Consider the following 13,826-nt stretch of genomic DNA (forward strand, 5'->3'; position numbering starts at 1 on the left):
CGGCGCATCACGAAGCCCGGCCGTGGAACCGACCCGCGCGAGGTGCACACCGGACAGTCCGTACCCTCGGTGCCACCGGCGCCGACACCCTGGAGGTAGCCGATGAGCAATTCGGACACGCCGGACGGGCCCGTCCCGCAGGCCGACAGGGCCGTGGCCCTGATGGAGGGCCTGGCCGAACGGCTCGGTGACCGCGCCTCCGTGACGGCCGTCTTCGGCGAACCCGTCACCAGCGGCGGAACCACCGTCATTCCGGTCGCCGACATCGCCGTCGGATTCGCCGGAGCCGCCGGCGCCGGCTCGGGAGGGGGCGGAGCCGGTGCCCGCCCCCGTGGCTACATCGAGATCAAAGACGGCGCCGCCACCTACAGACCTCTCCGGGCTCGCTGGACGGACGTCGCCATACCACTTGCCGCGTTCCTGGCGGGAACCATCGTTCCCCGGCTCGTCCACCGCCTCGGCACCCGCCGCCTTCGCTGAACGACAGCAACGACCGCAAGGCGAGGGGCCGTCGGATGCCAGGGCCGCCGGTCGCGTCGCCGGCGACCTGCACCACCGGGACACCTCCGGCGAGACGGAGCGGCCCCCGTCCGAACGGACAACGGCCACCGCAACCGCGCTCCCTGAACGGTGATACGACATCACCGGGAACCGGATCGAGCTCGTCCGCGCCGCGGTTTCACCGGAAGCCGACGCCGGCTCGCGCCGCGGCCGGGTGGGTCGGTGGGTGGCTCTGTGCCCGAGAACGAGTTCTGGTCCAACTTCTGTGGGCTCTCACGCTCTGGATCTGCCGGGACTGGACGGCCCTTCGTGCCTTGTCGACAGATCTGTTTGGGATCATGCCCACATGGACTTCGACCTCGCCCCGCCGACTGGCGTCGGCCCGTTGCGGATCGGTATGACTGGGCACGCGGCCGACACGGCGCTGAACGCGCTCCGCGATCTCTCTGCGATATCGGAGTCCGACCGGCCGGGTCAGCACATCTTCCGCCCCAGTGGACTGATGATCAGCATCCACTGCGTGCGCGACATGCTTGAAGCCGTCGAGTTCGGAAGGCCGTCGTCCCAGACTGATCGAGTGTTGTTTCAGGGGGTGGACCTGTTCGCGCTTCCGGCCCGCGAGGTTGTCCGGCACGTCGGTGAGTTCACCTCGATCGAGGAGGATCCTGACGACGACGCTTCATTCATCGCCCCGGACTTGCTGCTGAGTTTCTGGCGTCCGTTCGCAGCCGACGATGAGCCGGAGGAAGAGCAGGGCTACTACTTCGGCGCGGTCCTGCTGGCACGGCCTGGCTACTACGACACCCCTGCTCAGGCTGCGGAGCGCCTTCAGCAGAGCTGGTGACTGTCCCGTCAGGGTGCCGGCAGCACTCGTTTCCGCAGGAAGAGCCATCGCGCGGTCATCAACGGGATTGTCTTCCGGCTCCGTTCGGGGGTCCCCGGTAGGGATCTTCCGGAGCGGTTCGGAGAGTGAAAGACCGTGCACGACAGGCGCCGCCGGTGGTCAGCGGGCGGCACGTGGGAGCGGATCCTACGAGCCGGCAGGCCGGCGCGGATGCGGAGGGACGGATCGACTGGAGCACGGTCGGCGTGGACTCGACAGTGTGCCGGGCTCACCAGCACGCAGATGGCGCCCTCCGTCGGGCTCCGCGCATCCCGGGCAGGCGCACGCGAGCGCACGGGCACCGGGATGACGAGGCTCTGGGACGTTCCCGAGGCGGGCTCACGACGAAGATCCACCTGGTGGGTGAGGGTGGTCTCCGGCCGCTTGGCTTGTTGATCACGCCGAGGCAGTAAGGTGACGCGCCTCCGATGATCCCGGTCCTGGAACGCGTCCGGGTGCCGCGTGTGGGCGGCGGGTCATCCGCGCACGCGGCCGGATCATCCGGGCGGGGACAAGGCGTATTCCTCGCCGCCGTAACCGCCGCTCCCCGCGTCGACGCCGGATCGCTCATACGATTCCGGAGCCGGAGAACCAACGGGCCGATCGACGTCGCCGCGGGAGTGGCGGCGGCCGGCCCACTGCCTTTGACCCGGCGCGGTACGTCCGCCGGAACGAAGTTGAGCGACGGGTCGGCAAGTTCAAGACCCACAGGGCTGTCGCGATGCGTTTCGACAAGCGGGCCTTCGCCTTTGAAGAAACCGTCTCTCTCGCGGCGATCCGGCTCTCGCTCCGTCCGTGAGTGAAGCTCAACGCGAGAGCTGAATCACGGTGCCGGATCCGGCGGCACGGCCGTGGTGACGGAATGCGAAGGGCTGGCCTTCCTCAAGCACGACAGGCTCTTCGAGTACCACTGTCACCTCGGCTCCATGAAGCGGCCGGACTGTCTCGACGCCCTCGGGCAGTGTGACGGTGCCCCAAACCACGGCGGTGCGGGCGTAGAAACAGAGACGATCGCCGGAGACAACGTCCGCACCGCCCTGCTCCTCGGACAGCAGGGTGATGTCGGCAGTGAAGCCGGTATGGGCGCTGACCGACCCTGGTGCCGCGAGCACCTGTCCCCGCTCGACGGCGTCCGCGGCAATGCCACGCAGCAGCACCCCCACGTTCATCTCCGCCCTCGCCTCCCCGATGGACATGTGGTTCTGTTCGATGTCCGCGATGAAAGCGCTCGCGCTGCCGCCCAAGCCGATGATCTCCACCGCGTCGCCCTCGCGTACCCGGCCGCGTTCGATCCGGCCTGTCGCCATGACCACCCTGCCCTGTTGCAGACAAAAGGTGTCTGCGACGGGCATCAGGAACGGCTCTTCCACCGCACCCGCCACTGACCCACCTGGAGATCCGCCCATGAGTACCCGTGCTCCCTTGTGACCCGGCGTGCATTGTGCGAGTCCGATCGGCGAACCGGTGCCGGTGGGCATGGCGACCCGCTCTCGCCCGGTTCCGGTGCCGGAGCCTACTCCGGCGCCGACTCGGAGCAGGTCGCACGGAGGCACGGGCTGTGGCGGGAGACACTCCGCTCGGCTGCTTCGCCGAGGTTGCGCCAGAGACGGAACCGGCCGGCGACCCGAACAGCGGCAGCGGAACCCGAACCCAAGGACACGAAGAAACGCCGAGCCGGCCACCTGAGCACCCGCAGGGAATACCAGTGGCCCGTGAGTACGGCTTTCAGTCATCACACCATGGGGCACATACTGTCGACGCATACGTGGACTGTCTCGCATGCGTCGGCAGTTGTATTTCCGCGCCTGTTCGTCTCTCGGGTCACACGAACCGACGCAAGGAGCACCGGGCCCGGAGTGCCCGGATGAGCGGCTGTGCACGTGGCGAGTGGGCTTCGACGGCCGGTTTACCTGCTCGCGGCCTCGGACATGCATGAAACACTCCCACCTCTTCACGGGCAGGGCATTCTCACAACACGAACGCGCGGAGGCAAGAATATGACCTCAGTATCGCTGCCCGCCCGTCTGGCGGCCGTTCTCGCAGCGGCCCTGCTGACGTGTGGGCTGAGCGTCAGCGCCCAGGCCAGTACCGCGGCTCCCTAGGTCGACATGGAGAAGTTCAAGGCATGCATCAACGACCTCCAGCGCATTCATGAAGCGAAAATGAAGTCCGGAGCGCCTGCATCCGCGGGGCAGGAGACGTTTCAGGAGTTCGGATTTGCGAACGCCCAAGGGAAGTTCAACGAAAAAGGGGCGACGAGTAAGCTCACCAAAGATTGCGGCATGACAAAGGGGGAGGTCCACACCTACTTCAACTTGCTTCCAGGGACGTGTAACGTGCCGCCGATCAAAACGGCCTCGGGTGCCGGGTACTGGGAAAAGCTGTACCAGTGCATCCGGCGGCAGACCGCGGCCCGCGCCTAGACCCCGTCCCAGGCGATCCGTATCGGAATGCACCACCGACGATCGCCATCGCCGCCCTGCGCCCGCACCGATGCGACGCACTCACACGCATCCCGCCGTCACCCGCCTCCAGGCCCCGATGCCCGCGGGCTACGACGGGCGCCGATGACGCGGAAGCGATTGCCCTCGGGGTCGGCGAGCACGACGAAGTCGGCGCCCTCCGGGTGAGAGTCCCGGTCGACGCGTTCGGCGCCCAGGGAGATCAAGCGCATCACTTCGGCGTCCTGATCGGCGGCGTCGTCCGCATGGAGGTCCAGGTGGACCCTCGGCCGCTCCTGGACGGGCGTCGTACTCAGGTCGAGGGCCAGAGCGGCGCCACAGCCGACGGCCGGCACCAATACCGTCCACTCACCCCCGATCTCGCCATCACGGGGGACGTAGTCCAGGGCCCGACCCCGGAACTCGGCGGCCCGCCGGACGTCGGCAACCCCCATCACGATCGTTCCGACGCTCAACATCCACCGATGATGGCAGAACCCGACCGCCCCTGGTGCGAGCCACCCCCTCCAACTCCGTTGTGGGAGACGCCTGATGCGGCAAACTGGATCTACTCCCTCCCGCACCCTGTTCACACGCGTACGAAAGGTCGCCTCCGTGACCGGACTCGGAGCCGCGGCGGACGCGTGGGGGGCGCGGGTATGCCGCCGAGGCGTGCGCGGCGACACTCGGCTCGTCCGCCGACGTGTTTCCCGGCGAGGCGGTGGCGCTCCGCACCCGGGCCGCCGACGACCGCGCGATGCGCCTCGCCCGGCGAAGTCGGGACGCACGCAGGCGGAACGGTTCGAGGAGTACGGCGCCGGACAACAGCTCGGCGTGTGGTCTTCGGCCCCAGCGCCCGGCCGAGCCGGGCGGACTCGAGCCGGGCGGACACGGCTGAGCCCGCTCAGTCGACAGGCTTCACCCAAGGCTGCCGGGGGCCGACCGGGCCCGCTCGCCGCCTGGCGAGCCGGGCGCCGGCGTCATGTCCGCGCCGGGTACCCGCGGTGGCCTGCCCGCCGTGGCCGGCCCGCCGCGACCTCGACGGAGGCCGGGCGCCCGGCCCGGGCACTCACCCGGGCCCTCCGCCCGTCAGGCGACCGTCCCGCCCGCGTTGCGGATCAGCCGCTGGAGGACCTTGAGGGTGGTGACGTAGTCGGCGTCGTCGATGCCCTCGTGGAGGGCGGCGCGGATCGCGGGGGCGTTGCGGGCGAGGTCGACGCGGGCCTGCTCCCCTGCCTCCGTGATCCACAGCCGGTCGTCGGCGTCGCGGGACAGCCAGCCACGCTCCAGGAGCACCTCGGCCTCTGCCGCCAGGTCGTCCTCGGCACGTATGTAGGAGGCCATCGCCTTCCGCAGCTCGTCCAGGGTCATCCCCTCGCCGTCGGGCGAGATGTCGTTCACCGACAGATTGCGCAGCAGCCAGAACTGGGGCTGGGTGTAGCCCTTTTCGGCCTGCCGGGCCCGCGTGTACGCGATGAGCGCCTCGTAGGCGACACCGGTCCAGTACGCGGCGGGCTGTCCGGCGAGTTCGGCGTCGGGCATCTGCTGGGTCGTCATGGGATGAGCTCCTGCCACTTGGTGCGATCCTGCACTTCGTGCAGGTCATGCGGAAACCGTAGAACCTCAAGGATGGTTGAGGTCAAGCGGATGATCTGCATGACACCGTCGGCGCGAGGGCGGGGAGCCGCCGCTCCAGGGGCCGGACTCGGGCACACCCCGCCGGCTCGGCCGACGTTCCGTTCACTCGGCGGATGCGCACCGGGACCGATCTCGCCGTCGATCCCTCCCCAGCCCCCTGATGACTCTCTCGTCACTCACGACAGGTGCTGAGCCGGAAACGCCTTCAGATGACCGCTGTTCAGCGGAGGAGCGCAGAGGGTGTGGGGACACTCGTCGACAGGTGCCCCCACACTGCCTCACGTCAGGTCGTCCGGATCCTCGGGGCAGAGCAACAGACTGACGTCGCTGTTGCCGACGCTCGCCCCGAACTGCTGGAGTTCCTCTTCGCCCCGCCCGGGCTTCATGGTTTGCAGGTCAAGGAGAACCATTCCTTGTCACCTCCGGCCTTCATGGCTACCCGTTCCGGCCTTCATGGCTACCCGTCGCGGCCGGCTCCATCCGGCTCGCGCGCCCGCGAGCCCGGCCCACGCGGCGCGTGCGCCCCTGCCCGCCCTCCTTCCACAGCCGGACCCGAATTGGCTGGACGCGTCGGGCCCGGTCAGGACAGTGTTCACGCATGCCCTTCATTCGTGTGACGATCAGCGACCCCCAACTCGACCCCGCCACGCAGGAAACCCTTGCCAAGGGCTTCACCGACTTGGCGGTCACCGTCCTCAACAAGCCGTTGGAACGGACCACCGTCCACCTCGACCTCGTACCTGCCGACCGCTATTACGTCGGCGGGGAGCCACTCCGGGAGGCCACAGGCGCGCACGTCGAAGTGAGCATCACGGCGGGAACCAACAGCGCGGACGAGAAAGCCCGCTTCATCAAGCGAAGCTATGAACTCTTGCGCGCCACGTTGGGGTTGCTGCCGTCCGTCGCCGGCGTAGCGCTCTACGAAATGCACCCGGAAAGCTACGGCTACAACGGCGTGACGCAGCTCGCCTTCCGCCGCGGATAGGCGCGCCACCCGGGTGTGACAGTCCCTCCGGCCTTGCGCCACCCGGTCACGCCGGGAGCCGGATGAGGAGCGCGGCAGCGGTATCGGTGCCGAGGTGGACCTGCCGGCGCCGGGCGGCCGGTGGATGCGGCCGCCTGCCACCGGGCCGAGGCGCCGAGCCGCCGCACCCGGCGGCGTCCACACAGGCGCGCACCCCCACACGCCCAGGCGACCACCGACCGGTCCCCGCACGTGCCGCACCCGCGCACCGATCCCCCGCACCCCGCCCCGCCTCCCACTGCCGAGACCGCGAGGCGGGCGCCGGCTTGGGTGCGCGTGGCCACCACCGGTCGGCCCTTCGGCCGCGGTCCACTGTTCTGGCTCATCGAGGCCGCCGGAGGGATGGACCTCTAGTACGGGCCGTGAGCGGCAGACCGGGGCGGGACCACGAGCTACGGCCGTACTCGCATGCGGCAGTCACCGGCATGGTCGTCATCGAACGGCGGTCCAGCGCGAATCCGCCCTGGGCGACGCTCCAGGCGTCCCCAAGTCGTCGGTATCGGGGTTCTGCCAGGGGTCCTTGATCGCCACCGGACGCACCCGGCGGGGACGGGACGGACGCACTGCCTCGTGACCGGCTGCGGCTTGCATGCCGCCGTCATCGTTGCGACCGGGCACGGCAGCCGGCCGCGTTCCGCGCAGGACGAGCGGGACACCGCCGGGCCGCGCGGGGCGCAGGCGGCGGGGGCGGACCGTAAGGGCCGGTCGTCCCGTGCAACGCCGGCTTGGCAGACCTCACCGTGCCCGTGTTCCGGGCCGGGCGCTCCTCGATGCCGCCGGAGATGACCGTGGTGAAAGCTCTGGTGGGCGGGCAGCCACGTCGGCGTCGGGCGGGCGTCATCCGGCATCCGGCCGTTCGCACTCACAGCCGCACTCGGCAGCGTCACCGCGACGGACGCGGCGCGGTCGACGGAGTCGACTGCTTCAGCCCGAGCGGCTTCTTGCCGGTTCGGTCACCCTCACGACACGGGCACCACACCGTTCACCTCGTGTTTTGCCAACGCCGGGAAGTACACGTCCCCCGACCCGCGCCGTGGGCCGACACAGTCTCGACCGGCGGCGACCGCGTCCGTGGCACAAGGTCTGCGGATTCCCGCAACACGCCGGAGAGGCCGGCACGCCGGAGAGGTCGGCCCCGGCGGGGGTTGCCGCCGCTCGCCGCGCCGGCGCGATGACGGTCGAGACCACGGGCGCCGGACGACACCACCACGGCGTGCGGCGGCGGCCGCCACGCCACCGCCCTCCGGCTGCACCCGCCTGCGGATGGCGCCCCCCGCGTAAGCCCGGAACGACGCGGCGATCCGGGCTCGGAGCAGCGGGGGGTGCGTCGAACGGCAGGCGGCACGCGGCTCCGTCATCCCTCTGCTCCTTGTGGACTGCGTTCGCTCCGGCGCCGCTGCCCGTGGCCGGCCCGTGGCACGGCTGTGTCGCACCCGGACGAAGAGGCCTTCGTGGGGCCCTCCGTGGCCGAACCCGCTTACTTTCCGGCGGGTTGCCGGCCCCTGAGTGCCGCCTCGGAAGCGGCAACGACGGCGTCGATGGCCGCTGCTCCCTGAAGAACGAGTGTGCCTCGCAGGGCATCGGGGGACGTGTCCTGCGCGGTGAGGAGTGCTCGTTGCTGCTCGGCGACGTACGGCCAGGTGGCGATGGCCACCAGTGTGAGGACGAGGTGTGCGGCCTTGCTGGGGCAGGCCAGCCCCAGGGCCTCGCTCAGTTTGGCGCATTTCTCCTTGTAGTAGGACACACGGGTGTCGCGGTTGGGGAAGTCCTGACCTCCGTAGTGAAGGCCCTCCCAGGCGATGAGCCGGGCCAGGGCGGGGGCCTTGGCGTGGTAGTCGAAGATCGCGCCGACGTACTCGTGAGCCTCGTCCAGGGTGGCGGGGATCGGAACGCTGTCGCTGAGCTCCGCGTAGGCGTCGGCGATCACGGCCGAGAACAGTCCTTCTTTGTTGCTGAAGTTGGCGTAAATACGTTGCTTGTTCACTCCCGAGGCTGCCGCGATGCGGTCCACACGCGCGCCACTGATGCCGTGCTGGGCGAACTCGTTCCGGGCGGCATCCAGCAGTTTTCGCCGGGTGATGCGGGTTTTCTCTGTCTGCATGGCTCCACTCTACGAGGCGTCCAACCAACCAGTTGTCCTAAAACAGAGGCAAAGAACCAACTGGATGGTTGCGTGCCTCTGATGCTCTCTGTAACGTGATCACCACCGCGAGGGACCGCAAGGCCCCTGGGTGAACGCCGGCTCACACAGCGCGGCCACCGTGCGACAGCACGCGGGGATGACTTTTTCTTTGGAACGCGGGGGGTACCGTTATGTCCGAAATCATCATTGAGGCAAGACCGCAGGTGCTTGTCGTGGTCGGGGACCGGTTCGCCGGATTCGCCGCCCAGGACGGCGTCGTCACGGTCTCGCAGTTTCTCGCCGGCCTGCACTCCGGTGCTTACGGCACCGGCCGGGTGACCGTCCGCGCCGGTCAGGGAGTGGGGGACTTCGAGTGGCAGATGGTCTGTGAGCAGGTCCGCTCGCGCGGGCTGGAGGAGCGCATGGCGCTCGTGCGGCCGACTGCACAGCTCGCTTTCCGGGCGGAGTGCCACAAACGCAGTGAGGCCAACGCGCTCATAGCCGACCTGCGCCGGGTGGACGACCAGAACTTCACGGCATCGATGCGTCTCCACAACGACAACGAACTGCTGCTCGATCACCAGACCGGACAGCATGTGCAGGGCATGGTGGCCGTGGAAGCCGCCCGGCAGATGTTCCTCGCGGTCAGCGAACGCTTCTACGCCTGCGCTCACCCGGAGCGCCGCTACTACTACGTCATCGAGTCCATGAACACCGACTTCGAAAACTTCCTCTTCCCGGTGCCCGCGCGGATCGATTACCGCGTCGAGGCCGCGCACGTGGGCAATCCGCAGCGGTTGTCCTTCGAGGTCGAGGTCAGTGTGATGCAAGCGGGAAGCCGGGCCTCGGTCAGCCGCATCGTCTTCAGCGCCTTCGACGAGCAGGTACTCAAGCCGAAGGAGCACCGCCGGGGTGCCCGCAGCGTCGAACACACCGCGGCGACGGTGCCGGAGCTGGCCGGTGTCTGAACAGGGGCACGGCGCCGATCCGCGGGCCGCGTTCTTCGACGTCGACGAAACCCTGATCGCTCTCAAAAGCATGTTCGGTTTCCTGGCGTTCTTCCTTGACGCCAAGGGGGAGACTCCCCAGACCTACCAGCGCCTGTCCGGCGAGTTGCGCACCATGGGAACGCTGGGCGCCGGCCGCGAGGACGTCAACCGCGCCTACTACCGCCTGTATGCCGGCGAGTCCGTACGGGAGTTGGCCCGGCTGGGTGCCCGGTGGTTCGCCGAGGAGAGCGGCAAAGCCTCTTTCTGGCTGCGGGACCCGGTCGCGGAGCAGACCCGGTTGCGGCAACTGGGCGTACCGACCGTTCTCGTCTCCGGTTCCTTCTTCGCCTGTCTTGACCCGATCGCCGAACACCTGGGAGCCAGTGATGTTCTCGGCGCTCCCCTGGTGGTACGACGCGGGGAGCTGACCGGCGAGGTCACCGAACCGATGATCGGCGAGGGAAAGGCACGGGCCGCCCGTGCCTGGCTGGACCTCCACGGAATCCCGGCCGAGCGGTCGGCCGCGTACGGCGATCACCTCAGTGACGTGCCGTTGCTTGAGGCCGCGGGGACGGCCGTGGTGGTCGGCGACGAGCCCCGCATGGTCCGCCTCGCCCAACAGCGCGGCTGGCAACGGCTGCCGTCCGTACCGGTCGCCGCCTGACCCGGCTCCCTCCCGCCGCAGGGACGTGTTTCGGGGCGCCCCCTTCCGCATGTCCGCGCCCATGGCCTCTTCCCGGGCCCCGGGGCACCGGCTTCACGGCTCCCCCGGGTCCCGCGTCCTGCCCGACGCAAGTCTTCGTCACCAACCCGATGACAGCGCACCGCCTGTCACTTCACCGATCCCTTGAGGAGAATCCGCCATGTCCGCATCCCTGATCGTCACCTCCGAGCTGTCCGTCAAGCCTGACCGGGTCGACGAGGCCGTCACCGCTTGGCAGCGCCTGCAGAGCGACGGGCGGGAAACCGGCCGCAGCCTGTACCGCGGGCTGGACGGCACCTCGCTGCTGGAGTTCACGCCCCTGTCCGCCCTGACCGAGGTCGAGGCGCTGCGGGACCGCTGGCAGCGGCAGTTCGAGGCGCTGGCCCCCTTCGCCGAGGGCGACTTCGCTCGCGAGCTGCTCGAGTTCGTCGAGGCGCCCAAGCCCACCGACGTCCCGGTGCCGCAGACCCGCTATGTGCAGATGCGACACGTCGAGGTCAAGCCGGCCCAGTTCGCGGCCTACCGGGCCTGGCGCGAGGAGACCATATTCGACGTCGTGCGCGGCCACGACGATGTCGAGGTCTTCCTCGCCTACCACTCCCTGTTCAGCAGCGCCCCGGGCGTGATGTTCATCTCCGGCTTCGACTGCCCGCCCGAGCAGTACAACACCGCTTTCACCTCGCCGCGCTACCAGGAGATCGTCCAGCAGGCCGGCGACCGGTACATCACCGGCGGGGACCGCGGCCTGTACACCAAGTTCTACCAGCGGGTGGGACAGTGACCACCAGCCGCTCCTACGACCTGAGCGTCACCACGCAGGGGCCCGCCTACCCGCCGAGCGAAATCATGGACGAGGACGGCAACTTCGTCGTCATCGGCCGGCTCAACACCCCCGCCGGCTCCCGTTGGGGCCGCGCGGTGGTCTCCGCGGACAGCCCGGTGCCCCCGCTCGGCCAGGACCTGCCGTACACCATCCTGCGCGAGCTTCCCGAGGAACTCGACGAACAGGACCGGCAACGGGAGTTGTACACACTGCCCCTGCCGCTGCCCTGCAACAACTACCCCATGCTGTTCGCACCGGAACAGCGCCCCGACGCCCATACGGTCGAACGCCCCAGTTACCCGCTGCACCGGGCGCCCATCCCCGATCTGCGCGCTTCCGACGGCCCTCGTCCGAGGGCCCCGATCACGCTGGGCCAGTGGCTCAGAGCACGCGGGCAGCTCGACGTCACGCTCACCCCCGACCGGCGCAGCGCACATTTCGGGTTCTCCTTCACCGGGCTGATCCCCGACAGCGTGTACACGGTGATGTCCCTGCGGGAGCGCGACCTGGACCCCGCCGGTCCGACCCGGCCCGGCCCGCTGGGAGTGCCCAATGCCTTCTACAGCGATGAGCACGGCATGGGCCACTACCAGGCCGTCCTGCCCGATCCCTTCCCCGCGCCGGATGTCCCCGGAGCAAACCGGGTGATCAACGTGGTCGTGCTCTGGATGAGCTACCAGCAGAACTACGGAGGAGCCATCGGCCACTTCGGTCTCGGTGGCGACATCCACGCCCAGCTCAAACTCCGTGGCCCCCACTTCGGCGAGTTCACCACCCACGCCTGACGCCCGGCACCGGCCTCCGGCCGCGCCATCCGCCTCACCTCAACCCGCAAGGAAAGCAGACTGTCATGTCCCTATCTGCCGGTCGTACGGCCCTGATCACCGGCGCCGACCGCGGCATCGGCCTTGCCCTGGCCCGCCGTCTGGGTTCCCAAGGCATCAACCTGATCCTGCACTCCGACAACGCACAGGGCCTGAGCGACGCGGTCGGCCGGGAGGCGTGGCCCGAGGAACGGGTGCACACCAGTGTTCTGGACGTCGCGGACCCGGCGTCCGTGGAACAGGCCGTCTCCGAGGCCGTCGACCGCTTCGGCGGAATCGACTACCTCCTCAACGTCGCCGGCATCGTCCACTTCGGCGGCATCGAGCAGTGCACCGTCGACCAGTGGCAGCAGACTCTGCAGACCAACCTCACCGGTTACTTCCTCATGGCGCGCAGCGTCCTGCCGCATATGCGCAAAGCCGGCTCGGGCGTCATCGTCAACATGTCCTCCATATGGGGCCGGCGCCCCGCCCCCGGGACCCTCGCCTACTCGGTTTCCAAGTACGGCGTCGAAGGCCTGACCAAGTGCCTGGCCGAAGAAGCCCGCGCCTGGGGCGTCAAGGTGTCCAGTCTGGTGTTGGACAAGGTGGACACCAACTTCCGCGACGGCATGGCCGCCCATGTCTCCTACGACGCCGAGCAGCGGGAACGCATGCTCTCCGCCGAAGACGTCGCCGACGCCACCTGGGCCATCCTCGCCAGTTCCTCCCGGGCCCACCCGTCCTCCATCGAACTGGACGCCTGGCGCTGGGTCTGACCCCGGACCGACCACCGAACACCCGGCCTCCAAGACGAAAGAACTCAGTGATGTCCTCAGCAAAGACCGTCGCCGGAGCCGCAGGCGGCCTGGCAACCGCCCTGGCCTGGGGCGGCATGTTCACCGTCGCCCAGTCCGCCTACCACCACCTGGACCCCTTCCATCTGACCGCCGTCCGGTTCACCCTCGGCACGGTGATCTTCGTGGCCTTGCTGGCTTTGAAGGAAGGCACCAAGGCCCTGCGTTACGAGGGCAGTCTGGGCAAGGTCTGGCTACTGGGCACGATCGGGTTCGCCGGCTTCAACCTGCTCACTTACGTCGGCCTCAAGTCCATGCCGGCCCAGAGCTCCTCCCTGATCGTGGCCACCATGCCGCTGGTCACCGTGCTCGTGCTCTGGGCCAGGACGAAGAAGGCGCCCGCACCGGTCGCACTCGGCTTCGTCGTCCTCGCCCTGGTCGGGCTGACCATCGTCCTGGGCAACGGCAACCCGCTGGCGGTGTTCTCCGGCGGGCTGGGCACCGGCGGACTGCTCACCCTCATCGGCGTGATCTGCTGGGTCGTCTACACCACCAGCGCCGCTCAGTTTCCCACCTGGTCCCCCCTGCGGTACACCGCGCTGAGCTGCTTGCCCGGCACCATCAGCATCCTGGTGATCACCGCCGTCAGTCAGGCCGCCGGCTGGGTGGGTAGCTTCGGCGTCGGCGCGTACACCGCCTCTTGGTGGCAGATCCTCTACGTCGCCCTCCCCGCCACTGCCGTAGCGATCCTGAGCTGGAACATCGCCAACCGCAACCTCGGACCGGCCAACGGTGTGCTGTTCATCAACCTGGTCCCCGTCACCGCTTTCGTCATCTCCGCCTTCCAGGGGCACACCCCCACAGGGGCCGAACTGACCGGTATCGCCTTGGTGATGGTTTCCCTCCTGGGAGCGAACATCGCCTCGCGTCGCCACGCAGCCCGCGCCGGCCGTGCCACCGCTCCTGCCGCCGGCCCCTCCACCACCGCCGAGGCCATCCCGGCGCCCTCCGGTAGCTGAGACCCGGCACACCGGCACGCGAAGACCGGTCGGCGGAGCGTTGCGACCCCCGGCACCGCCCCGCCGACCCCTTGGCACACTCA

Annotated in this window: 15 protein-coding genes and 1 pseudogene; 11 read left to right on the forward strand and 5 right to left on the reverse strand. The window is 69.0% G+C overall.

Features of this window, described 5'->3' with window-relative positions; all coding sequences use genetic code 11:
- The first annotated feature begins 102 nt into the window (after positions 1-102).
- The 3 genes and pseudogenes from ACZ6X9_RS13205 to ACZ6X9_RS13215 all read left to right on the forward strand — a co-directional run.
- A complete protein-coding gene (locus tag ACZ6X9_RS13205) occupies positions 103-480 on the forward strand; it encodes a spore germination protein GerW family protein (RefSeq protein ID WP_469778084.1) in 378 nt (125 codons plus the stop codon).
- A 367-nt stretch (positions 481-847) separates the two neighbouring features.
- A complete protein-coding gene (locus tag ACZ6X9_RS13210; RefSeq protein WP_469778085.1) occupies positions 848-1,345 on the forward strand; it encodes a hypothetical protein in 498 nt (165 codons plus the stop codon).
- Between the two features lie 33 nt (positions 1,346-1,378).
- Positions 1,379-2,183 (forward strand): annotated as a pseudogene (locus ACZ6X9_RS13215) (IS5 family transposase); the annotation flags it as partial.
- Between the two features lie 7 nt (positions 2,184-2,190).
- On the opposite strand, the gene ACZ6X9_RS13220 reads toward ACZ6X9_RS13215, so the two are convergent.
- Entirely contained in the window at positions 2,191-2,766 is a 576-nt protein-coding gene (locus tag ACZ6X9_RS13220) for an EF-Tu/IF-2/RF-3 family GTPase (protein ID WP_469778086.1), read from the reverse strand.
- A gap of 726 nt (positions 2,767-3,492) precedes the next feature.
- Between ACZ6X9_RS13220 and ACZ6X9_RS13225 the strand changes: the two genes are divergently transcribed.
- Positions 3,493-3,807: a hypothetical protein gene (locus tag ACZ6X9_RS13225; protein ID WP_469778087.1), complete on the forward strand. Its 315-nt coding sequence runs from the start codon at positions 3,493-3,495 to the stop codon at positions 3,805-3,807.
- Positions 3,808-3,905: 98 nt separating this feature from the next.
- On the opposite strand, the gene ACZ6X9_RS13230 is transcribed toward ACZ6X9_RS13225, so the two are convergent.
- The 3 genes from ACZ6X9_RS13230 to ACZ6X9_RS13240 form a co-directional block, all read right to left on the reverse strand.
- Entirely contained in the window at positions 3,906-4,304 is a 399-nt protein-coding gene (locus tag ACZ6X9_RS13230) for a VOC family protein (protein ID WP_469778088.1), read from the reverse strand.
- A gap of 610 nt (positions 4,305-4,914) precedes the next feature.
- Complete coding sequence (locus tag ACZ6X9_RS13235; RefSeq protein ID WP_469778089.1) at positions 4,915-5,382, reverse strand: MarR family transcriptional regulator; 468 nt, start codon at positions 5,380-5,382, stop codon at positions 4,915-4,917.
- 359 nt (positions 5,383-5,741) lie between these two features.
- On the reverse strand, positions 5,742-5,873 hold the full coding sequence (locus ACZ6X9_RS13240; protein ID WP_469778090.1) for a SapB/AmfS family lanthipeptide: 132 nt from the start codon (positions 5,871-5,873) through the stop codon (positions 5,742-5,744).
- A gap of 203 nt (positions 5,874-6,076) precedes the next feature.
- On the opposite strand from ACZ6X9_RS13240, the gene ACZ6X9_RS13245 reads away from it, so the two are divergent.
- Positions 6,077-6,448 (forward strand): tautomerase family protein, encoded by a 372-nt coding sequence (locus ACZ6X9_RS13245; protein WP_469778091.1) that lies wholly within the window; start codon positions 6,077-6,079, stop codon positions 6,446-6,448.
- Positions 6,449-7,964: 1,516 nt separating this feature from the next.
- Here the strand turns inward: ACZ6X9_RS13245 and ACZ6X9_RS13250 are convergent.
- Positions 7,965-8,588, reverse strand: a complete 624-nt coding sequence (locus ACZ6X9_RS13250; protein WP_469778092.1) for a TetR/AcrR family transcriptional regulator — start codon at positions 8,586-8,588, stop codon at positions 7,965-7,967.
- Positions 8,589-8,800: 212 nt separating this feature from the next.
- Here ACZ6X9_RS13250 and ACZ6X9_RS13255 point away from each other — a divergent pair, with 212 nt between their 5' ends.
- From ACZ6X9_RS13255 to ACZ6X9_RS13280, 6 genes are all read left to right on the forward strand, one after another.
- On the forward strand, positions 8,801-9,577 hold the full coding sequence (locus ACZ6X9_RS13255) for an AfsA-related hotdog domain-containing protein (protein WP_469778093.1): 777 nt from the start codon (positions 8,801-8,803) through the stop codon (positions 9,575-9,577).
- Entirely contained in the window at positions 9,570-10,262 is a 693-nt protein-coding gene (locus tag ACZ6X9_RS13260) for an HAD family hydrolase (protein ID WP_469778094.1), read from the forward strand. The genes ACZ6X9_RS13255 and ACZ6X9_RS13260 overlap by 8 nt, the downstream gene beginning before the upstream one ends.
- Positions 10,263-10,461: 199 nt before the next feature.
- Positions 10,462-11,082 carry a hypothetical protein gene (locus tag ACZ6X9_RS13265; protein ID WP_469778095.1) on the forward strand — a complete coding sequence of 207 codons (621 nt, stop codon included), beginning with the start codon at positions 10,462-10,464 and terminating at the stop codon, positions 11,080-11,082.
- Complete coding sequence (locus ACZ6X9_RS13270) at positions 11,079-11,909, forward strand: hypothetical protein (RefSeq protein WP_469778096.1); 831 nt, start codon at positions 11,079-11,081, stop codon at positions 11,907-11,909. The genes ACZ6X9_RS13265 and ACZ6X9_RS13270 overlap by 4 nt, the downstream gene beginning before the upstream one ends.
- A 65-nt stretch (positions 11,910-11,974) precedes the next feature.
- Positions 11,975-12,706, forward strand: a complete 732-nt coding sequence (locus ACZ6X9_RS13275) for an SDR family oxidoreductase (protein ID WP_469778097.1) — start codon at positions 11,975-11,977, stop codon at positions 12,704-12,706.
- A 50-nt stretch (positions 12,707-12,756) separates the two neighbouring features.
- Positions 12,757-13,743: a DMT family transporter gene (locus ACZ6X9_RS13280; protein ID WP_469778098.1), complete on the forward strand. Its 987-nt coding sequence runs from the start codon at positions 12,757-12,759 to the stop codon at positions 13,741-13,743.
- The last annotated feature ends 83 nt before the right edge of the window (positions 13,744-13,826 follow it).

The organism is Streptomyces sp. NPDC052910 (genome assembly GCF_055585605.1).

Coding starts and splice junctions, on each gene's coding strand:
- ACZ6X9_RS13250 (WP_469778092.1), bottom strand. CDS start 8,588: ATGCAGACAGAGAAAACCCGCATCACCCGGCGAAAACTGCTGGATGCC.
- ACZ6X9_RS13265 (WP_469778095.1), top strand. CDS start 10,462: ATGTCCGCATCCCTGATCGTCACCTCCGAGCTGTCCGTCAAGCCTGAC.
- ACZ6X9_RS13240 (WP_469778090.1), bottom strand. CDS start 5,873: ATGGTTCTCCTTGACCTGCAAACCATGAAGCCCGGGCGGGGCGAAGAG.
- ACZ6X9_RS13235 (WP_469778089.1), bottom strand. CDS start 5,382: ATGACGACCCAGCAGATGCCCGACGCCGAACTCGCCGGACAGCCCGCC.
- ACZ6X9_RS13225 (WP_469778087.1), top strand. CDS start 3,493: ATGGAGAAGTTCAAGGCATGCATCAACGACCTCCAGCGCATTCATGAA.
- ACZ6X9_RS13275 (WP_469778097.1), top strand. CDS start 11,975: ATGTCCCTATCTGCCGGTCGTACGGCCCTGATCACCGGCGCCGACCGC.
- ACZ6X9_RS13210 (WP_469778085.1), top strand. CDS start 848: ATGGACTTCGACCTCGCCCCGCCGACTGGCGTCGGCCCGTTGCGGATC.
- ACZ6X9_RS13280 (WP_469778098.1), top strand. CDS start 12,757: ATGTCCTCAGCAAAGACCGTCGCCGGAGCCGCAGGCGGCCTGGCAACC.
- ACZ6X9_RS13230 (WP_469778088.1), bottom strand. CDS start 4,304: ATGTTGAGCGTCGGAACGATCGTGATGGGGGTTGCCGACGTCCGGCGG.
- ACZ6X9_RS13205 (WP_469778084.1), top strand. CDS start 103: ATGAGCAATTCGGACACGCCGGACGGGCCCGTCCCGCAGGCCGACAGG.
- ACZ6X9_RS13255 (WP_469778093.1), top strand. CDS start 8,801: ATGTCCGAAATCATCATTGAGGCAAGACCGCAGGTGCTTGTCGTGGTC.